At 68.0% G+C, this 18,252-nt stretch carries 19 protein-coding genes; 8 read left to right on the top strand and 11 right to left on the bottom strand.

What is annotated here, in order from left to right:
- Window positions 1-29 precede the first annotated feature (29 nt).
- From FHY06_RS11615 to FHY06_RS11585, 7 genes are all read left to right on the top strand, one after another.
- On the top strand, window positions 30-842 hold the full coding sequence (locus FHY06_RS11615; RefSeq protein ID WP_026346263.1) for a carbohydrate ABC transporter permease: 813 nt from the start codon (window positions 30-32) through the stop codon (window positions 840-842).
- A gap of 35 nt (window positions 843-877) precedes the next feature.
- Window positions 878-1,981 (top strand): ABC transporter ATP-binding protein, encoded by a 1,104-nt coding sequence (locus FHY06_RS11610; protein WP_184605165.1) that lies wholly within the window; start codon window positions 878-880, stop codon window positions 1,979-1,981.
- 48 nt (window positions 1,982-2,029) lie between these two features.
- Window positions 2,030-3,079: an NAD(P)-dependent alcohol dehydrogenase gene (locus FHY06_RS11605; protein WP_184605163.1), complete on the top strand. Its 1,050-nt coding sequence runs from the start codon at window positions 2,030-2,032 to the stop codon at window positions 3,077-3,079.
- Between the two features lie 114 nt (window positions 3,080-3,193).
- Window positions 3,194-4,039 carry an SDR family oxidoreductase gene (locus tag FHY06_RS11600; RefSeq protein ID WP_184605161.1) on the top strand — a complete coding sequence of 282 codons (846 nt, stop codon included), beginning with the start codon at window positions 3,194-3,196 and terminating at the stop codon, window positions 4,037-4,039.
- Complete coding sequence (locus FHY06_RS11595; RefSeq protein WP_184605159.1) at window positions 4,036-5,373, top strand: flavin-containing monooxygenase; 1,338 nt, start codon at window positions 4,036-4,038, stop codon at window positions 5,371-5,373. Before FHY06_RS11600 ends, FHY06_RS11595 begins: the two co-directional genes overlap by 4 nt.
- 27 nt (window positions 5,374-5,400) lie before the next feature.
- On the top strand, window positions 5,401-6,303 hold the full coding sequence (locus tag FHY06_RS11590) for a bile acid:sodium symporter family protein (RefSeq protein WP_184605157.1): 903 nt from the start codon (window positions 5,401-5,403) through the stop codon (window positions 6,301-6,303).
- Window positions 6,300-7,298 carry an SDR family oxidoreductase gene (locus FHY06_RS11585; protein ID WP_184605155.1) on the top strand — a complete coding sequence of 333 codons (999 nt, stop codon included), beginning with the start codon at window positions 6,300-6,302 and terminating at the stop codon, window positions 7,296-7,298. The genes FHY06_RS11590 and FHY06_RS11585 overlap by 4 nt, the downstream gene beginning before the upstream one ends.
- On the opposite strand, the gene FHY06_RS11580 is transcribed toward FHY06_RS11585, so the two are convergent.
- Window positions 7,282-8,193 (bottom strand): LysR family transcriptional regulator, encoded by a 912-nt coding sequence (locus tag FHY06_RS11580; protein WP_184605152.1) that lies wholly within the window; start codon window positions 8,191-8,193, stop codon window positions 7,282-7,284. The genes FHY06_RS11585 and FHY06_RS11580 overlap by 17 nt on opposite strands.
- Window positions 8,194-8,295: 102 nt before the next feature.
- Between FHY06_RS11580 and FHY06_RS11575 the strand changes: the two genes are divergently transcribed.
- Complete coding sequence (locus FHY06_RS11575; protein ID WP_184605149.1) at window positions 8,296-9,066, top strand: sulfite exporter TauE/SafE family protein; 771 nt, start codon at window positions 8,296-8,298, stop codon at window positions 9,064-9,066.
- Between the two features lie 10 nt (window positions 9,067-9,076).
- Here the strand turns inward: FHY06_RS11575 and FHY06_RS11570 are convergent, their stop codons facing one another.
- The 10 genes from FHY06_RS11570 to FHY06_RS11525 all read right to left on the bottom strand — a co-directional run bounded on the left by FHY06_RS11570 (window position 9,077) and on the right by FHY06_RS11525 (window position 18,197).
- The gene (locus FHY06_RS11570; RefSeq protein WP_019653419.1) at window positions 9,077-9,547 is read right to left on the bottom strand and encodes an NUDIX domain-containing protein; all 471 of its coding nucleotides are present in this window, start codon (window positions 9,545-9,547) and stop codon (window positions 9,077-9,079) included.
- Window positions 9,548-9,549: 2 nt separating this feature from the next.
- Window positions 9,550-9,999 (bottom strand): GatB/YqeY domain-containing protein, encoded by a 450-nt coding sequence (locus FHY06_RS11565; RefSeq protein ID WP_019653418.1) that lies wholly within the window; start codon window positions 9,997-9,999, stop codon window positions 9,550-9,552.
- A gap of 108 nt (window positions 10,000-10,107) precedes the next feature.
- A complete protein-coding gene (gene rpsU, locus FHY06_RS11560; RefSeq protein WP_007833691.1) occupies window positions 10,108-10,320 on the bottom strand; it encodes a 30S ribosomal protein S21 in 213 nt (70 codons plus the stop codon).
- A 235-nt stretch (window positions 10,321-10,555) separates the two neighbouring features.
- Complete coding sequence (locus tag FHY06_RS11555; RefSeq protein ID WP_184605146.1) at window positions 10,556-11,785, bottom strand: BaiN/RdsA family NAD(P)/FAD-dependent oxidoreductase; 1,230 nt, start codon at window positions 11,783-11,785, stop codon at window positions 10,556-10,558.
- The gene (locus FHY06_RS11550) at window positions 11,782-12,570 is read right to left on the bottom strand and encodes a YaeF family permuted papain-like enzyme (protein WP_019653416.1); all 789 of its coding nucleotides are present in this window, start codon (window positions 12,568-12,570) and stop codon (window positions 11,782-11,784) included. Before FHY06_RS11550 ends, FHY06_RS11555 begins: the two co-directional genes overlap by 4 nt.
- Window positions 12,570-13,700, bottom strand: a complete 1,131-nt coding sequence (locus FHY06_RS11545; protein WP_019653415.1) for a sterol desaturase family protein — start codon at window positions 13,698-13,700, stop codon at window positions 12,570-12,572. The genes FHY06_RS11550 and FHY06_RS11545 overlap by 1 nt, the downstream gene beginning before the upstream one ends.
- A gap of 68 nt (window positions 13,701-13,768) precedes the next feature.
- Complete coding sequence (locus tag FHY06_RS11540; RefSeq protein WP_126184502.1) at window positions 13,769-14,659, bottom strand: ABC transporter permease; 891 nt, start codon at window positions 14,657-14,659, stop codon at window positions 13,769-13,771.
- A gap of 1 nt (window position 14,660) precedes the next feature.
- The gene (locus tag FHY06_RS11535; protein WP_184605143.1) at window positions 14,661-15,578 is read right to left on the bottom strand and encodes an ABC transporter permease; all 918 of its coding nucleotides are present in this window, start codon (window positions 15,576-15,578) and stop codon (window positions 14,661-14,663) included.
- A 152-nt stretch (window positions 15,579-15,730) separates the two neighbouring features.
- Window positions 15,731-16,996, bottom strand: a complete 1,266-nt coding sequence (locus FHY06_RS11530; protein WP_184605141.1) for an ABC transporter substrate-binding protein — start codon at window positions 16,994-16,996, stop codon at window positions 15,731-15,733.
- Between the two features lie 73 nt (window positions 16,997-17,069).
- Window positions 17,070-18,197, bottom strand: a complete 1,128-nt coding sequence (locus FHY06_RS11525) for an ABC transporter ATP-binding protein (protein WP_019653411.1) — start codon at window positions 18,195-18,197, stop codon at window positions 17,070-17,072.
- Window positions 18,198-18,252: the final 55 nt, after the last annotated feature.

Below are 18,252 nucleotides of genomic sequence, written 5' to 3'. Positions count from 1 at the left end.
GCGCTTCCCCGAAGAAGAACAGGCTCTCCATCGGCACGCTGCTCGCGCGGCTGGTGCTGATCGCGGCCGGGCTGTCGGCGCTGGTGCCGGTGCTGTGGACCTTTCTCAACTCGTTCAAGAACCGGGTCGACATCGTCTCGGCGGTGCCCAGGTTCTTCTTTACGCCCACGCTGGAGAACTACGTCTATGTGCTCAGCCGCGAGGCTGTGGCGCAGGGGCTCGTCAACTCCGTCGTGGTGGTGGGCTCGGCGGTGATCGCCGGCGCGGTGCTCGGGCTGCCCGCGGCCTATGCGCTCGCGCGCTATCCGCTGCGCCGGGCCGACGACATCCAGTTCTTCGTGCTCTCGATGCGCTTCCTGCCGCCGGTGGCAGTGGCCATTCCGCTGATGGTGATCTGGCTGCAGCTGGAGCTGTACGACACGCGCATCGCGCTGATCGTCACCTACACGCTGCTCACGCTGTCCACCGTGATCTGGCTCGCGATTCCTGCCTTCAAGGCGGTGCCCAGGGAAGTGGAGGAGGCCGGCCGCGTCGACGGCTACGGCCCTTACGCAATCTTCTTCAGGGTGTCGCTGCCGATCGCCGCGCGCTCGCTGATCGGTGCCATCGCCTTCGGCTTCGTGCTGGTGTGGAACGAGTTCCTCATCGCGCTGATGCTCACCACCTCGGACGCCAAGACGCTGCCCATCGTGGCCTCGGAGCTGAGCCAGCTCGGGCGCGACGTGCCCTGGGGCATCCTGAACGCGTCCGTCATCCTGCTGTCGCTGCCGCCGCTGCTCATGGTCGGCGTGCTCAGCGGCTTCCTCAACGCCGCGTTCAAGCGCAGGCGCGACGCGGCGTGAGCCCCAAGGCGATCCCTCTTTCCCGGAACAACGAAATGTCCGCAATCAGCTGCCACAAGATCATCAAGCGCTACGGCGACACGCAGGTCGTCCACCAGTTCGACCTCGACGTGTCCGACAACGAGTTCGTCGTGTTCCTCGGCCCCTCGGGCTGCGGCAAGTCGACCATCCTGCGCATGCTCGCAGGCCTGGAGGACATCTCCGACGGCGACCTCATGATCGGCGGCCAGCGCGTGAACGACCTGCCGCCGCAGGATCGCGGCATCGCCATGGTGTTCCAGAACTACGCGCTCTATCCGCACATGAGCGTGCGCGACAACATCGCATTCGGCCTCAAGCGGCTGAAGGTGCCCAAGGCCGAGATCGACGCACGCATCAAGGAGGTGTCGGACACGCTGGGGCTGGAACGCTACCTGCAGCGCAAGCCCGCCGAGCTGTCGGGCGGGCAGCAGCAGCGCGTGGCGATCGCGCGGGCGATGATCAAGACGCCGAAGGTGTTCCTCTTCGACGAGCCGCTGTCGAACCTCGACGCCAAGTTGCGCAACCACATGCGCATCGAGATCGCCCGACTGCACCAGGCGCTGAAGACCACCACCGTGTACGTGACCCACGACCAGCACGAAGCGATGACGCTGGCCGACCGCATCGTGCTGCTGCGCGACGGACGCATCGAACAGGTCGGTTCGCCGCGCGAGATCTTCGAGCGGCCGCGCTCGGCCTTCGTGGCCGGCTTCATCGGCACGCCGCCGATGAATCTGGTGGAGATGAGCGTGCGCGAAGCCGGCGGCCATTTCGAACTGACGGGCCGCGAGGGCACGGTGCGGGTGGACCCGCGGCGCTTCGCGCTGGAAGGCCGCGAGCGCGTGACGCTGGGCATCCGGCCGGCGCAACTGCAGGTCGATACGCAGGACGGGCGCGATGGCGGCTTCGTCGGCGAAGTGCAGCTCATCGAATATCTCGGCAACGAGGTGCTGGTGAGCTTCGGCCGGGGCGGCGGCGAGGTCGCCGCGCTCATGCCTGCCGCGCAACGCCCCGGTCTGCGCGAGTGCGTGCGCTTCGTGGCCGACCCGGCGCAGGTGCACCTGTTCGACATCGATTCGGGCGCCTCGCTGCTGCGCGCCGAAGCCTCGTTGCATTGACGACACATCGACCGCACAACGACAACACTTCTGCAAGGACTCGAAGACATGAAAGCACTGGTTCTGGAAAAGGCGCACGAGCTCAGGCTGCGCGAGCTCGACATTCCGCTTCACGTGGGGCCGCGCGACGTGAAGATCCGCATGCACACCGTGGGCGTGTGCGGCAGCGACGTTCACTACTACCAGCACGGCGGCATCGGCCCGTACGTGGTGCAGGAGCCGATGGTGCTGGGCCACGAGGCATCGGGCACGGTGGTGGAGGTGGGCGCGGAGGTCACGCACCTCAAGCCCGGCGACCGCGTGTGCATGGAGCCCGGCATTCCCGCAGCCGATTCGCGTGCCACGCTCGAAGGCATCTACAACCTGGACCCGGCCGTGCGCTTCTGGGCCACGCCGCCCATCCACGGCTGCCTCACGCCCTTCGTGGTGCACCCGGCGGCCTTCACCTTCCGCCTGCCCGACAACGTGAGCTTCGGCGAGGGCGCGATCGTCGAGCCGCTGTCGATCGGCCTTCAGGCCGCGAAGAAGGCTGCGCTGAAGCCCGGCGACGTGGCGGTGGTCGTCGGCGCCGGCACCATCGGCGCGATGACGGCGCTGGCTGCGCTCGCGGGCGGCGCGGCGCGCGTGATCCTCGCGGACCTCGTGCCCGAGAAGCTGGCGCTCTTCGACGGCAACCCTGCGGTGACGACCGTCGACGTACGCGGCACCAACCTGGTCGAGGCCGTGAAGTCGCTGACCGAGGGCTGGGGTGCCAACGTGGTCTTCGAGGCCAGCGGCAGCGCGCGCGCCTTCGAGGGCATCGTCGACCTGCTGTGCCCCGGCGGCTGCCTCGTGCTGGTGGGCATGCCCGGTGGCAAGGTGCCGATGGACATCGTCGCGATCCAGTCGAAGGAGGTGCGCATCGAGTCGGTGTTCCGCTACGCCAACATCTTCCCGCGCGCGCTGGCGCTGATCGCCTCGGGCCAGGTCGACGTGAAGCCCTTCATCTCGCGCACCTTCGCCTTCGCCGACGGCGTGCGGGCCTTCGAGGAAGCGGCTGCGGCCCGTGCGGGCGACGTGAAGATCCAGATCGAGTTTCCGCAGGGCGCCGAAGCCTGACGCATTCCTGAAGCTCCGTTTCGGCAGCCGCCTGAGCAAGGGGAAATGCCGGGGGGCGCGGCGCGCATGCGCGGCTACAGTGGCCGGGTTTTGCCACCCGGAGTCCGCGAGCCGATGCCCCTGGAGTTTCGCAACGTAGTCCTCACAGGCGCCTGCGGCGGCCTGGGCCAGGCGCTTGCACGCGAGCTGATCGAAGGCGGCGCGCAGGTCGCGCTGGCGGGGCTCGATGCCGGAAAGCTCGAGGCGCTTGCCGCGCTGGCGCCCGGGCGCTGCGCGGTCTATACCCCCGACGTGTCGAATGGGCCGCAGATGCAGGCGTTGGCCGCCGACTGGATGGCCAGGGCCGGCGTACCCGACCTGGTGGTCGCCAATGCCGGTGTCGCGGGCGGCTACGACACCGCGCAGGCCGACGACCTGGCCGTGTTCCGCCGCATGCTCGAAATCAACCTGCTGGGCGCGGCCACCACTTTCCAGCCCTTCGTGAGCGCGATGCGTGCGCAGCGCCGCGGCGCGCTGGTCGGCATAGCCAGCATCGCGGGCTGGCGTGGCATGCCGGGCAACGGCGCCTACTGCGCGAGCAAGGCCGGGCTGATCTGCTACCTCGAAAGCCTGCGCGCAGAGCTTCGCGAGACGGGGCTCACGGTTCACACGGTGAGCCCCGGCTACATCCGCACCGCGCTCACCGCCGGCAACCGCTTCGCGATGCCGGGGCTGCTCGAAGCCGACGATGCCGCGCACCGGTTGCTGGCGGCCGTGGCCGCGGGGCGCGAGAAGATCGTGCTGCCGCGCCGCATCGGCTGGCTCTCGAAGACGCTCGACCTCCTGCCGGAGAAGCTGCATGACCGCCTGCTGCGCGGCCAGCCGCGCAAGCCGCGCGTGGGCGAGGCGGGCGCCACGGCCATCCCCGGTCTTTCTTCCAGTCTTTCCTCCGATCTCCCCAAGGAGCCTCCGACCCGATGACGACGCCGAACGACGCCGTACCCACCCACGAACAGATCGCGCTCATCGGCGCGGGCCCCTCCGGCCTCGCCGGCGCGCGCAACCTGCAGAAGCACGGCGTGCCGTTCCAGGGCTTCGAGGCGCATGGCGACGTGGGCGGGCTTTGGGACATCTCCAACCCGCGCTCCACCGTCTACCACTCGGCGCACCTGATCTCGAGCAAACGCACCACCGAGTTCACCGAGTTCCCGATGGCCGACAGCGTGGCCGATTACCCGAGCCACCGCGAACTGCGCCGCTACTTCAGCGACTTCGCCGACAAGTTCGGCCTGCGCGAACACTTCCGCTTCAACACGCGCGTGCTGCGCGTCGAGCCCGTGAGCGATGCTCCCGGCACGCGCTGGCTCGTCACCACCGAGGACGGCGAGGGCACGATCGAGACGGCCGAATACAGGGGCGTGGTCATCGCCAACGGCACGCTCGCCGAGCCCAAGCGGCCGAGCTTCGACGGCAACTTCGACGGCGAACTGCTGCACACCAGCGACTACAAGCACCCGGAGCTCTTCAAGGACAAGCGCGTGCTGATCGTCGGCGCCGGCAATTCGGGCTGCGACATCGCGGTCGATGCGGTGCATTACGCGAGGAGCGTCGACATCTCGGTGCGGCGCGGCTACTACTTCGTGCCCAAGTACGTCTTCGGCAAGCCGGCCGATACGCTGGGCGGCAAGCGGCCGCTGCCGCCATGGCTCAAGCAGCGCATCGACTCGACGGTGCTCAAGTGGTTCACCGGCGATCCGGTGCGCTTCGGCTTCCCGAAGCCCGACTACCGGATGTACGAGTCGCACCCCGTCGTGAACTCGCTGGTGCTGCACCACGTGGGCCACGGCGACATCGGCGTGCGCGCCGACGTCGCGCGGCTCGATGCGCATACGGTGCATTTCAGGGACGGCAGCGCGCGCGAGTACGACCTGATCCTCGCGGCGACCGGCTACGCGCTGCACTACCCCTTCATCGACCGCCAACTGCTGAACTGGCAGGGCATGGCGCCGCGGCTGTACCTCAACATCTTCTCGCCGCGCTTCGAGAACATCGCGGTGCTCGGGATGATCGAGGCCAGCGGCATCGGCTGGCAGGGCCGCTACGAGCAGGCCGAGCTGGTGGCGCGCTACTTCCGCGCGCAGGGCAGCGGTTCGCCCAGGGCGGCTGCGCTACGAGTCGCCGCGCAGGGGCCGGCACCCGACCTGTCGGGCGGCTTCAAGTACCTGCAGCTGGAACGCATGGCGTACTACGTGCACAAGGACACCTACCGCGCGGCCGTGCGCAATGCCGCCGCGGCGCTGGCAGACCCTGCCTGAAGACGAAGAAAGAAGGAGGCCCCGCGCATGCTGCCCGTCGACGAGATACGCCTGCACTTCAACCCCGCCTCGCTGGTGTTGCTGAACGTGGTGCTGGGCTTCCTGATGTTCGGCATCGCGCTGGACACGCGCATCGAGGACTTCAGGCGCGTGGCGCGCATGCCCGGCGCGATGGCCGTGGGCATCGGCGCGCAGTTCATCGTGCTGCCGGCGGTGACCTACGCGCTCACGCTGATCCTCAAGCCCGGTCCGAGCATCGCGCTGGGCATGATCCTCGTCGCCTGCTGCCCGCCCGGAAACATCTCGCAGATCCTCACGCACCGCGCAGGCGGGAACGTGGCGCTGTCGGTGTCGATGACGGCGATCTCGAACGCGATCTCCATCGTGGTGATGCCGCTGAACTTCGCGTTCTGGGGCGGCCTGCATCCGACGGCCTCGGCGCTGCTGAAGACCATCGCACTCGATCCGCTGGACATGCTGGGGCACATCGTGGCGATCATCGGCATTCCCTTCGTGCTGGGCGTGGCCTGCGCGCACCGGTTTCCGGCGCTCACGGCGCGCATCAAGAAGCCGGTGGGCGTGCTGAGCTTCGTCGCGCTGATCGTGTTCATCGTCGGCGCCATCGCGGGCAACTGGCGCTTCTTCCTCGACTACGTGGGACTGGTGCTGATGGCGGTGGTGATCCACGACGCGCTGGCCTTCGGCACCGGCTACCTGTGCGCGCGGCTCTCGGGGCTGGGCGACTACGACCGGCGGGCGGTGTCCATCGAGGTGGGCATCCGCAATTCGGGGCTCGGGCTGGTGCTGATCTTCAGTTTCTTCGGCGGACTCGGCGGCATGGCCGTGGTGGCGGGCGTGTGGGGCTTCTGGGACATCATCGCCGGCCTCGCGCTGGCGAGCTGGTGGGGGCGCAAGCCCGCGCAGCCATGAGCGGCGAAGGATTCGTTGCGCGCCGCGTGCTGGTGACGGGGGCCGATGGCTTCCTGGGGCGAAGCCTGCTCGCCGCGCTGGCGGAGCAGGGCAGGCTGGAGGCGCTGGTCGCGGTCGACGTGCGCGAAGTTCCGCCGGACCGGCGGCTCATGGGCGTGACCTACCGGCAGCTTGACGTGCGCGACTCGCGCATTGCCGAAGCCATCGCCGACCATGCCATCGACACCGTGGTGCATCTCGCATCCATCGTCACGCCGGGCAAGGACTCGAACCGCGCCTTCGAGCATTCGGTGGACGTGGGCGGCACGCGCAACGTGCTCGAAGCCTGCGTGGCGAACGGCGTGCGGCACATGGTGGTGTCGTCCAGCGGCGCGGCCTACGGCTACCACGCCGACAACCCGGCGTGGATCACCGAGTCGCAGCCGTTGCGCGGCAACGTGGTGTTCGCCTACGCCGACCACAAGCGGCAGGTGGAGGAGATGCTCGCCGACTACCGCGAGCGGCATCCGTCGCTGGCGCAGACGGTGCTGCGCATCGGCACCATCCTGGGCGAGCGGGTGGACAACCAGATCACTGCGCTGTTCGAGAAGAAGCGGCTCATCGCGATCCGCGGCAGCGCGAGCCCCTTCGTGTTCGTGTGGGACGAGGACGTGACGGGCGCCATCGCCCATGCCCTCGGCGGCGCGCCGTCCGGTTGCTACAACCTCGCGGGCGATGGGGCTTTGACCATCCACGAGATCGCCTTGCGGCTCGGCAAGCGTGCGGTCGACTGGCCGGCCGGCGTTCTGAAGGCGGCGCTGGCGGCGGGCTCGGCGCTGGGCGTCAGCCGCTACGGGCCGGAGCAGCTCGACTTCCTGCGCTACCGGCCGGTGCTGCTCAACACCGCGCTGAAGGAGCGCTTCGGCTATGTGCCGCTAAAGACCAGCAGCGAGGCCTTCGATGCGTTCGTGGCGGCGCGGGCGCGGCTGGGGCGGCCGGTCACTGCTTCGTCCTGATCTCGCCGGGCGGCGGCGCGACCAGGTAATCGAGCATGCGACGAGCGTTGAGCGGCAGGTCTTCCGACGAGCGCACGCAGGCCATCAGCGTGCGCTCGGCCCATGCGTCGGCCAACGAGGCGCGTGCGATCTTCATCGAGCGGGCGCACCGCTCGGCGGCGGTCTGCGGAACGATGCCGACGCCGATGCCGTACTCGACCATGCGGCAGACCGCCTCGAAGTTGCGCACGCGCACGCGGTAGGCCAGGTGCTTGCCCAGGGCGCGCACGTGCTGCGTGATCAGCTGCTGCAGCGCGCTGTCGGCGGGCAGGCCGACGAATTCGCTGTCGACGACTTCGGCGAGCCGCAGGCGCCGGCGCGAGGCCAGCGCATGGCCGCGCGGCATGACGAGCACGAGGTCGTCGCGGCGGAAGGGGTGGCATTCGAGGCCCTCGCTGTCTATGGCGTCGGAGACGATGCCGATGTCGCACAGGCCGGCGCGCAGGGCTTCCACCGTGTCGGGGCTGGGCCGCTCTTCCAGATCGACCGAGATGCGCGGATGCTCCGCGAGGAAGCGGCTCAGCACCTCGGGCAGGTGCTCGGTCAGCGCCGAGGTGCCGCACATGAAGCGGACGTGGCCCTTGAGGCCCTGGCCGTACTCGCCGAGCTCGCCGCGCAGGCGCTCCATCTGCTGCAGCACGACGCGCGCATGGTGCAGCAGCGTGCGGCCGGCCTCGGTGGGGCGCACGCCCTGCGCATGGCGGGTGAGCAGGGGGCTGCCGAGGGCGTCTTCCATGCCGCGCACGCGCTGGCTGGCGGAGGCCAGCGTCATGTGCGAACGCCCCGCGCCGGCAGTGAGGCTGCCGGCCTCGACGACGTGGATGAAGAGCCGCAGGTCGGTGAGGTCGAATCGCATGATCCGGCGGAGTGTGCACCAGGAGCCTCAGCCGCAGACTGAGGCCCGCTTCGCGAATGCCGCATTTGCGGCGGCGGGCTTCATTGGCAGAGTCGGCGTTCGATGACGCATCCGATCGACGCAACCGCTTTCTGGGCCGCCGCCACGGCCGTGTACCTGCTCGCCGGGGTGATCAAGGGCGTGGTCGGCCTCGGGCTGCCAACGGTGTCGATGGCGCTGCTCGCGCTGTGGATGACGCCGGCCCAGGCGGCTGCGCTGTTGATCGTGCCCTCGCTGGCCACCAACATCTGGCAGACCGGGCCCCGCGCGACCTTCATGCCGGTGCTGCGCCGCATCGGCAGCATGCAGGTGGGCGTGGTGATCGGCACGCTGGCCGGGGCGCTGTGGCTGGGCGTGCCGGCCGGCGCCTGGGCCTCGTTCGCGCTCGGCGTGGCGTTGATCGTCTATGCGCTGTGGGGGCTGACCGGGCGGCAGCTGCATGTGAGCGATGCGCAGGCGCGCTGGGTGGGGCCGCTGGTGGGCATGAGCACCGGGCTGGTGACGGCCGTGACAGGCGTGTTCGCGGTGCCGGCGGTGCCTTACCTGCAGGCGCTGGGCTTCCAGCGCGATTCGCTGATCCAGGCGATGGGGATCTCGTTCACCACCTCGACGGTGGTGCTGGCCATCGGGCTGGCCATCGGGCTGGCCGTGAACGGGGGGTATCCGGTGTCGGCGATCGGAGGTTCGGTCGCCATGCTGGCGCCGGCCATCGGCGGCATGGTGCTCGGCACCTGGCTGCGCAAGCGGCTGTCGGTGGAGGTGTTCCGGCGCTGCTTTCTCGTCGGGCTGGCGCTGCTTGGCCTCTACATGGCCGTGCGGGCGGCCGGGGCGTGACGACGGCGCCTCAGGCCGCCAGCAGCAGGGCCGAACGCACGCGCTCGATGGTCTGGCGGTAGGGCAGTGCGAAGTCGTCGATCGGATCGCCGGCTCCGAGCCAGCTGAAGAGGAAAACCAGTCCTTCTTCCTCGGGGCTGCCCGTGGCCGTGTGCGTGAAGCTCTCGGGCAGGGGGCTCTCGGCGCGCATCAGGAACAGGTGCCACAGCTGCGGGTGGCGGTGCGTGTTGCCTTCGATGCCGGCTTCGCATTCGCGGTCCAGCGTGCCCAGCGACTGCAGCTCGCCGGCGTAGTCGATGCCCGATTCCTCGAGCAGCTCGCGGCGCACCGCCGCTTCGGGCGACTCGCCGGGCTCGATGGTGCCCTTGGGCAGCTGCATGTTGCCGTCCTCGGGATGGCGGAACACCAGCAACCGGCCCCGTGCGTCGACCAGGCAGGCACAGGCCTTGGGAATGGCGACGCTTGGGCTGCCGGCGTTCATGCTCAGGCGCCCGTCAGTGCGGCCTTGACCGCTGCGCTGACCTGGCCCATGTCGGCCTTGCCGGCCAGGCGGGTCTTGACCACGCCCATGACCTTGCCCATGTCGCCCGGGCCCTTGGCGCCCAGCTCTGCCACGATGGCCTTCACCTCGGCGGCGACCTCGTCGGCGCCCATGCGCTGGGGCAGGTAGACCTCCAGCACCTTGATCTCGGCGGCTTCCTTGTCGGCGAGGTCGGTGCGGCCGCCGGTGGTGAAGGCGGCGATCGAGTCCTTGCGCTGCTTGACCATCTTGTCGACGATGGCCACGACCATGGCGTCGTCGAGCTCCACGCGTTCGTCGACTTCCTTCTGCTTCATCGCGGCCAGCAGCAGGCGGATGGTGGCCAGGCGCTCGGAGTCCTTGGCGCGCATCGCCGTCTTCATGTCTTCGTTGATCTGTGCTTTGAGAGTCATTCGGCAACCTTTCGGAAAAAACAAAGCCGCGGCAGGTTTCCCTGGCGCGGCTGAGGCAACGAGGCGACCGGGCCGACTTTCGTCTGGGGCCCGCCGCCCGGGTGTCGCTTAGTACAGCTTCTTGGGCAGCTGCATGCTGCGCACGCGCTTGTAGTGGCGCTTGACCGCGGCTGCCTTCTTGCGCTTGCGCTCGGCGGTCGGCTTTTCGTAGAACTCGCGGGCACGCAGGTCGGTCAGCAGGCCGAGCTTTTCGATGGTGCGCTTGAAACGGCGCAGGGCGACGTCGAAGGGCTCGTTTTCTTTAACGCGGATGGTGGTCATTGATGAATCGTTGAAATGGATTTGGCCTGGGGAAGATCGGGCCCCGGGCCGGGGTTCCTCAACTGAAAATTTTTGCGGCCGTTGAGGTAAGGCCAAAAGTTAGCCCGAGAGTATAGCACGCCCCCAGGCTTCGCGCACTTCGTGTCGCTTCGCCAACCCCCCTCGCCGGGGGGCGGCACCTGAAGCCCGGCAGAGCCGGTTCTTCGGTGCCCTGGAACAAGGGCCTGTCATTGCCTCAGAGGGCTTGGGCGCATGCATGCGCGCTGGCCCAGGCCCACTGGAAGTTGTATCCGCCCAGCCAGCCGGTCACGTCGACCACTTCACCGATGAAGTACAGGCCCGGCTGCTTCGATTCCATGGTCTGGGAGGACAGGTCGCGGGTGTCGACGCCGCCGGCCGTGACTTCGGCTTTTTTGTAACCCTCGGTGCCGCTGGGGACGATCTGCCAGCGCGAGATGCGCTCCGACAGGGCCGCCAGGGCTTTGTCGGCGGCCTCGTTGACCGGGCGCTGCAGGGCTGGGTCCTGCCCGACCCAGGCGTCCGCCAGCCGGGAGGGGACCAGCGCGGCCAGTTCGTTGGCGATGCGTTTCTTCGATCGCAGCTTGGCTTCGCCCAGTGCCTCGGCCACGTTCACGCCCGGGGCGAAGTCGAGCGTCAGCGGGGCGCCGGGCTTCCAGTAGCTCGAGATCTGCAGCACTGCCGGACCCGAAAGGCCCCGGTGGGTGAAGAGCAGGTCTTCGAGGAAGGCCATCTTTTCCTTCTTGGCGCCGGTCTCGATGCGCACCGGCAGCGCCAGCCCGGCGAGTTCGGCGTAGGGCGCCCACGCCTCGCCGCCGAAGGTCAGGGGCACCAGCGCAGGCCGCGGAGCGACCATCCGCAGGCCGAACTGCTCGGCGATGCGGTAGCCGAAATCGCTGGCGCCGATCTGCGGGATCGACAGGCCGCCGGTGGCGACCACGATCTTCTGCGTCTCGATGGCGCCTCGGCTGCTCTCGATTCGATAGCTGCCTGCGTTGCTACCGTCTGCATTGCCGGCGGAAAACCTGATCTCGCCGATGCTGCACGGCTGCCAGCGCTCGACGCCGCCGGCCTGGCATTCGGCCAGCAGCATGTCGACGATCTGCTGCGAGGAGCCGTCGCAGAAGAGCTGCCCCTTGTGCTTTTCGTGGAAGGCGATGCCGTGCTTCTGCACCAGCTCGATGAACTGCTGCGGCGCATAGCGCGACAGCGCCGAGCGGCAGAAGTTCGGGTTGTCGCTGATGAAGTGCCGCTGCGGCGCGCGCACGTCGAGGTCGCGGTTGGTGAAGTTGGCGCGGCCGCCGCCCGAGATGCGGATCTTCTCGCCCACCTTCTCGCTGTGGTCCACCACCAGCACCTTCAGCCCGCGCTGGCCCGCCACGCCGGCGCAGAAGAGCCCGGCGGCGCCGGCGCCGATCACGACGGCGTCGAACTTCGCCGCGCTCAAGGTCCGTCGGCCGCCAGGATCGGCGGCGGGTTGTATTTGAGGTGGCCGACGTAGCGCAGCGGCTGCGTGGCGGCGATGGAGGGCACGTCGCCCTCGCGCATGTGCAGCAGGTCGGCCGGGCTCACCCAGCGCGGGTCGGCGTTGGTGATCGGCATGCCTGCCTGGCGGTAGGCCTCCAGAACGAACTGCGAGCAGAAGAACTGGTCGTCGCGGCTCGCGCCCAGCTGCACCATGGCCATGCCGCTCATGCAGTAGTGGCTCACGGCTGAGGGCACCAGCGGCAGCTCGCACAGGCGCCGGTTCAGCACGAAGGGCGCGTTCAGCAGCACGCCCACGGTGTTGTAGCTGGTGCCGACCTGCGACAGGGCCCATTCGCGCATGCGCGCAGCGCTCGCGTCGTCCACGCCGGGCACCCGGAAGGCCACGACCATCTGTTCCTCGTCGACCACCTCCGAAAGCGGCCGTGCGCGCACGCCGGTTCCCACGGCCTCGGCGATCTGGCCGTCGCCCAGGTACAGCACGGCGTGGCTCACCGGCGAGAAGGTGCCCAGCCGGATGCCGAAGGAATTCACCGTGGCGATGGAGGTAAGCAGGATGTCTCCCGGCGCCAGCGCGTCGGCGGCGATGAGTTCGCCGCCGTTGCCCGGCGCGATGACCGAGCTCTGCACGCGCAGGCGCAGGCCGTTGTCCTTGGTCGGCAGGTCGAGCCGCGTGGCGCAGGCCGACAGCAGCAGGGCGGCGCCCGCCGCGACGAGGGCCGCGGCGGTGCGGAAAGCGATGCGCATCAGCCCTTCCAGACGAACGGGAACTTCAGCTGCTTGAAGAAGCCGTTGGGCACGTAGTCGCCCAGCACGCCGTACTTCTCGGGCCAGAGCTTGGTGCTCTTCACGGCGGTGCCGAAGATGTAGTCGAGGAAGGCGTAGTGCGCCGCGTAGTTCTTGTCGAGCGCTTCCTGGTCCTGGCTGTGGTGCCAGTGGTGGAAGTTGGGCGTGACGATCAGGTAGCGCAGCGGGCCGAGCCGAACGCTCACGTTGCAGTGGTTGAACACCGCCTGGAAGCCCACCACGACGATGTAGGCGTCGATCACGTCCTTGCTGAAGCCCAGCACGTAGATGGGCGCCAGCACCAGGGTGCGCGTGATCAGCAGCTCCAGGATGTGCTGGCGCGAGCCGGCCATCCAGTCCATGCTCTTCACGCTGTGGTGCACCGCGTGCAGGCGCCACAGCACCGGCACTTCGTGGTACGCGCGATGCGTCCAGTACTGCACCAGGTCGGCCACCAGGATGATCAGCAGCAGCCCCGCCCAGAAGGGCAGGTTGCTCACCCAGCCCCGGATGCCGTCGTTGGCCGCCCAGCCGAAGAGCTTGTGCACCATCAGGTTGGTGGCCAGCAGCACGAAGCCCACGATCATGTGGTTCACCACGAAGTGGTGGAAGTCGGTCTGCCACTCCTCCCGGAACACCGGCTGGTCCTTGCGCAGGGCGAACAGCTTCTCGATGAAGATGAAGATCAGCGAGGAGCCCAGCAGGTCGAGGATGAACCAGTCCAGCCCGATGTAGGGCGTGTTGTCCGCGAAGTCGTGAACAGGCACCTTGTGCCCGCCCAGCAGGGCCGAGGCCGCCACCAGCAGGAACGCGGCCGAGGACAGCCAGCGCGAGCGGTTGAAGATGATGTTGACCAGCGAGAGCCCGCCCGAGATGACCAGCGCAGCCAGCAGGATCATGCGCATCATGTCCACGTTGTAGCTCTTGCGCAGCTCGGGCGTGGTGAGGTACTGCGGGAAGTGGAAGGCCAGCACGCCCAGGAAGCACAGGATGGCCAGGCTCAGCGCGATGGTGCCGGTGACCAGGCCCTGTCCGCGGCGCAGTTCGCCGTGGTTCTGGGTGAATTCGTTGAGTTTGTCGATGTCCAGCATGCCCCGCCTCTCCTTCTTCTTCGGCTCCTGTATGGGTGCGCGATTTTAGAGGGGCGACGGAAAAATGCTCAGCGCCTGCGTGCCGAGCGCCGCCGCAGCAGGGCCGCCGCGCCCAAGGCCACCGCCATCACCAGCAGCGACACCACGGTGGTCACCGTCCCCAGCGCGTAGATCGAAGGCGTCGTCACCGTCGAGGTGAGCCCCTGCAGCTCGAGCGGCAGCGTGTTCACGTCGCCGATGGCCTGCGAGGTGCGGGCGATCTCGTCCCACGACAGCGTGAAGCCGAACATGCCGATGCCCACGATCGACGGGCCGATCAGCGGCAGCACCACGAAGCGGAAGGTCTGCCAGGGGGTGGCGCCCAGGTCGCGCGCGGCTTCCTCGTAAGCAGGGTTGAAGCGGTTGAACACCGCGAACATGATGAGCAGCCCGAAGGGCAGCGTCCACGTCAGGTGCGCGCCCAGCGCGGAGCTGAAGAGGCCGAGCGCGGTGCCGTAGCCTTCGAGCAGCGAGGTGGCGTCCATCGCCGTCAGCACGCTCTTGATGCCGGTGTCGATGAGCCGGAACTGCAGGCCGATGCCCAGCGAGATGATGATCGACGGCATGATCAGGCTGGCGACCGTCACGAAGAAGAGGGCGTTGCTGCCCGCGAGCTTCTTTCGGAACGCGAGCCCGGCAAGCACCGACAGCACCACGGTGAACGCCATCACCACCGCGCCCAGCGCCAGCGAGCGCCTGAAGGCCGCACCGATGTCGACCGTGCCCAGGCCCTCGGCCAGCTTGTGGAACCAGTGCAGCGACACCCCGCGCAGCGGAAACGTCAGTCCGCCTTCGGGGCCCTGGAAGCTCAGCACGAAGATCGTGATCATCGGGCCGTAGAGGAAGAGCACGAAGAGCCCGAACACGGTGGCCAGCGGCCAGAAGCCGGGGGCGCGCTGGGCGCCGATGGGTGTCTGCATCTCAGAGCTCCTTGCGGATGTCGACCATCCGGGTCAGGCCCCAGATGATCATCAGAACCACCGCCAGCAGGATCATGGCGTTGGCCGCCGCCAGCGGGAACTGCAGGTACGAGGTCTGCACCTGGATGATCTTGCCGATGGACGCGATCTGCTGTCCGCCCATCACGCCGATGGTGACGAAGTCGCCCATCACGATGGTGATGACGAAGATCGAGCCGATGAGGATGCCGGTGCGCGACAGCGGCACCACCACGTTCCACAGCGTCTGCCAGCCCGAGGCGCCTGCGTCGCTGGCCGCTTCGAGCAGCGAGCGGTCGATGCGCATCATGCTGTTGAAGATCGGCACGATCATGAACATCGTGTACAGGTGCACGAAGGCCAGCACCACCGAGAAGTCGGAAAAGAGCAGCCACTCCAGCGGCCGGTCGACCAGGCCCACGCCCATGAGCGCCTGGTTGACCAGCCCGTTGCGTCCCAGCAGCGGCACCCACGAGATCATGCGGATCACGTTGGAGGTCCAGAAGGGCACCGTGCACAGCACGAACAGCACCGTCTGCATGGTCGAGGAGCGCACGTGGAAGGCCAGGAAGTACGCCACCGAGAAGCCGATCACCAGCGTGATGCCCCACACCAGCAGGCAGAACTTGAAGGTGCTCAGGTAGGTGTTCAGCGTGACGCAGAGGTCGCCGTTGTCGGTGAGCCGCGAGCAGCCCTCGAAGAGGCTGAGGTAGTTGCGCAGCGTGACCGCCGGTATCAGCTCGTACTCGTTGAAATTCCACAGGCTGACCATCGCGACCAGCGCCAGCGGAATCAGGAAGAACAGCAGGAACACCAGCGCGAACGGCGCCGCCTGCCACCAGGCCTTCATGGCGTGAACGGGAGCGGTGGCAGCATGGCTGGACGCGATGGGAGTACTCATGGATGGGAGCGAAAGACTGTGTCCAAGGGCGAGCAAGGCGATGCCCGTTCGTGGGACACCGCGGAACCGGCTTTGCCGGGCCGCAGGTGTCGCCCCCGGTCAGGGGGGAGGCGAAGCGACACGCAGTGCGCGAAGCCTGGGGGCGAGCCCTTTTACGCAGCCACGAACTCGTTCCACTTCCGGACCATGTATTCGTTCTCGTCCATGACGGCGTTCCAGCAGGCGATGCCGCCCATACGCTGTTCGTAGCTGCCACCGTCGCGCACCGAGCCGGCCTTGGCGATCACGTCGCCCTGCGGGCTCTTGATGTCCTGGGCGGCGGGCTTGCCTTCCATCCAGTAGGCCCACTCGTAGGCTTCCATCTTGGTCTTGGCGGTGTCGAGCACGGCGCTGTAGTAGCCTTGGCGGTTGAGGTAGGCGCCGGCCCAGCCGTCGAGGAACCAGTTGATGAACTCGTAGGCGCCGTCGAGCTTCTTGCCCGAGAGCGTGGCCGGCAGGCCGAAGCCCGAGGCCCAGGCGCGATAGCCTTCCTTGAGCGGCTGGAAGGTGCAGTCGATGCCCTTGCTGCGCACGGCGGTGACCGCGGGCGACCACATCGACTGGATCACCACCTCGCCCGAGGACATCAGGTTCACCGATTCGTTGAAGTCCTTCCACAGCGCGCGGAACTGGCCGGCCTTCTTGGCCTCGATCAGGGTCTTGATCGTCAGGTCGATCTCGGCCTTGGTCATGTTGCCCTTGTCCGCGTACTTGTGCAGGCCCTTGGCCTCCACCACCATCGCGGCGTCCATGATGCCGATCGAGGGAATGTTCAGGATCGCGGCCTTGCCCTTGAACTCAGGGTTCAGCAGCTCGGCCCACGAGCCGATGGGGCGCTTGATCAGGTCGGGTCGGATGCCCAGCGTGTCGGCGTTGTAGGTGGTCGGGATCAGCGACATGTATTGCGTGGCCGACTTGGCGAAGGCCTTGCTCTTCTCGCCTTCGAGGTAGATCACCTTCACCGGCGCCGTGCCCTGGTCGCCCACCTTCTTGCCGGCCACTTCGCCCTTGGTGAAGAGCGAGGTGATCTTGTCTGCGTTCTTCACGCGCTTGGTGTCGATGCCCTTGAGGTTGCCCGTGGGCACGATCTTCTTGAGCGAGAAGAACTCGGTGTCGATCAGGTCGAAGCTGTTGGGCGCGGTGACGGCGCGCTTGGTCACGTCGTCGGTGGTCACTGCCACGTACTGGATCTCGATGCCGGTGTCGGCCTTGAACTTCTCGGCGATCGCCTTGTCCTGGTTCACCGCCGTGCCGAGGTAGCGCAGCACGATCTTCTCCTGCGCATGCACGAAGGGTGCGATGCTCGTGGCCAGGATGCCGGCGGTGCCTTGCAGCAGGGTGCGGCGCTTCAGGCCGTTGTTGTCGATGGAATCGGTCATGGGCTGGGTCTCCATTGAAGAAAAAGGAAAGGTGAAGGAAACGAACGCGGAGAAAAGCGGGAGGCGAAGGCGCTCAGAAGGGAACGGCGAGCACGGCTGCGTCGTCCTTCCGGGCGGCTTCGGCGCCGGTGGGCGCCGGTGCTCGCTCGCCCGGCGGCTTGACGCCGGGGCCGAGCACGCGCGCGTCGGCTTCGGCCCACGAGAGGTGCACAGCCTCGCCGTGCGCATAGGGCCGCGCGAGGAAGGCGGCTTCGCTCAGCAGCACCGAGACGCCCTGGGGCGCGGCTGCGTCGGCGGTTGCACCCCCGAGCGCCAGCCCGAGCAGGACGTAGGTGCCCTGGTACTCGACGTCGGTGACGGTGGCTGCCAGGGCGCCATCCGCCGCTGCCTGCGTGGCTGCTGCGATCCGCATGCGGTCGTTGCGCACCGCGATCGGCCCGGCGGGCGTATGGAACACGTTGTGGCCGCCCATGAAGCGCGCCACGAACTCGCTCGCCGGGTGGTTGTAGACCGCGTGCGGCGAGCCGACCTGCTCGATCACGCCATGGTTCATGACCACCATGGTGTCTGCCAGCGCCATCGCCTCTTCCTGCGAGTGCGTGACGTGGATGAAGGTCAGGCCCAGCTCCTTCTGCCAGCGCCGCAGTTCGGCGCGCATCTGGATGCGCAGGAAGGGGTCGAGGGCGGAAAGCGGTTCGTCGAGCAGCAGCACGCGCGGCTCGGTGATGAGCGCACGCGCCAGCGCCACGCGCTGCTGCTGGCCGCCGGAAAGCTCACCGGGCTTGCGCGCGGCGAGGTGGCCCATCGCGACGCGCTCGAGCAGGTCGTTGGCACGCTTGTGGCGCTCGGCCTTGCCCACGCCTTTCATCTTGAGGCTGAAGGCCACGTTGTCGGTGGCCGAAAGATGGGGGAAGAGCGCGAAGCTCTGGAACATCATCGCTGTGCCGCGGGCGGCGGCGGGCAGGTTCGTGATGTTGCGGTTGTCCAGCAGGATGTCGCCGCTGCTGACCGATTCGTGCCCCGCGATCATGCGCAGGGTCGTGCTCTTGCCGCAGCCCGAGGGCCCCAGCAGGCAGCAGTAGCTGCCGCTGGCGATGCGCAGGTCGATCCGGTCGACGGCGGCCGGCGTACCCGGGGCGTAGCGCTTGGTGAGGGCGACGATCTCGACGGCGGCGGATTCAGGCGTGGCGACGGCATTCATTGCCCATCGCTGAGCACGATCCATGCCACGTTGTGGTGCGCGGCGCCCGCGCTGC

It is taken from the genome of Variovorax atrisoli (genome assembly GCF_014195185.1).
Taxonomy (GTDB): domain Bacteria; phylum Pseudomonadota; class Gammaproteobacteria; order Burkholderiales; family Burkholderiaceae_C; genus Variovorax; species Variovorax atrisoli.
Note: the sequence above shows the minus strand (reverse complement) of the source record. Positions and strands in the feature narration are given on the sequence as shown.

Bases quoted from the DNA above. Each gene is read 5' to 3' on its own strand.
- FHY06_RS11610 (WP_184605165.1), top strand. From the start codon at position 878: ATGTCCGCAATCAGCTGCCACAAGATCATCAAGCGCTACGGCGACACG.
- FHY06_RS11605 (WP_184605163.1), top strand. From the start codon at position 2,030: ATGAAAGCACTGGTTCTGGAAAAGGCGCACGAGCTCAGGCTGCGCGAG.
- FHY06_RS11600 (WP_184605161.1), top strand. From the start codon at position 3,194: ATGCCCCTGGAGTTTCGCAACGTAGTCCTCACAGGCGCCTGCGGCGGC.
- FHY06_RS11595 (WP_184605159.1), top strand. From the start codon at position 4,036: ATGACGACGCCGAACGACGCCGTACCCACCCACGAACAGATCGCGCTC.
- FHY06_RS11590 (WP_184605157.1), top strand. From the start codon at position 5,401: ATGCTGCCCGTCGACGAGATACGCCTGCACTTCAACCCCGCCTCGCTG.
- FHY06_RS11585 (WP_184605155.1), top strand. From the start codon at position 6,300: ATGAGCGGCGAAGGATTCGTTGCGCGCCGCGTGCTGGTGACGGGGGCC.
- FHY06_RS11580 (WP_184605152.1), bottom strand. From the start codon at position 8,193: ATGCGATTCGACCTCACCGACCTGCGGCTCTTCATCCACGTCGTCGAG.
- FHY06_RS11575 (WP_184605149.1), top strand. From the start codon at position 8,296: ATGACGCATCCGATCGACGCAACCGCTTTCTGGGCCGCCGCCACGGCC.
- FHY06_RS11570 (WP_019653419.1), bottom strand. From the start codon at position 9,547: ATGAACGCCGGCAGCCCAAGCGTCGCCATTCCCAAGGCCTGTGCCTGC.
- FHY06_RS11565 (WP_019653418.1), bottom strand. From the start codon at position 9,999: ATGACTCTCAAAGCACAGATCAACGAAGACATGAAGACGGCGATGCGC.
- rpsU (WP_007833691.1), bottom strand. From the start codon at position 10,320: ATGACCACCATCCGCGTTAAAGAAAACGAGCCCTTCGACGTCGCCCTG.
- FHY06_RS11550 (WP_019653416.1), bottom strand. From the start codon at position 12,570: ATGCGCATCGCTTTCCGCACCGCCGCGGCCCTCGTCGCGGCGGGCGCC.
- FHY06_RS11545 (WP_019653415.1), bottom strand. From the start codon at position 13,700: ATGCTGGACATCGACAAACTCAACGAATTCACCCAGAACCACGGCGAA.
- FHY06_RS11540 (WP_126184502.1), bottom strand. From the start codon at position 14,659: ATGCAGACACCCATCGGCGCCCAGCGCGCCCCCGGCTTCTGGCCGCTG.
- FHY06_RS11535 (WP_184605143.1), bottom strand. From the start codon at position 15,578: ATGAGTACTCCCATCGCGTCCAGCCATGCTGCCACCGCTCCCGTTCAC.
- FHY06_RS11530 (WP_184605141.1), bottom strand. From the start codon at position 16,996: ATGACCGATTCCATCGACAACAACGGCCTGAAGCGCCGCACCCTGCTG.
- FHY06_RS11525 (WP_019653411.1), bottom strand. From the start codon at position 18,197: ATGAATGCCGTCGCCACGCCTGAATCCGCCGCCGTCGAGATCGTCGCC.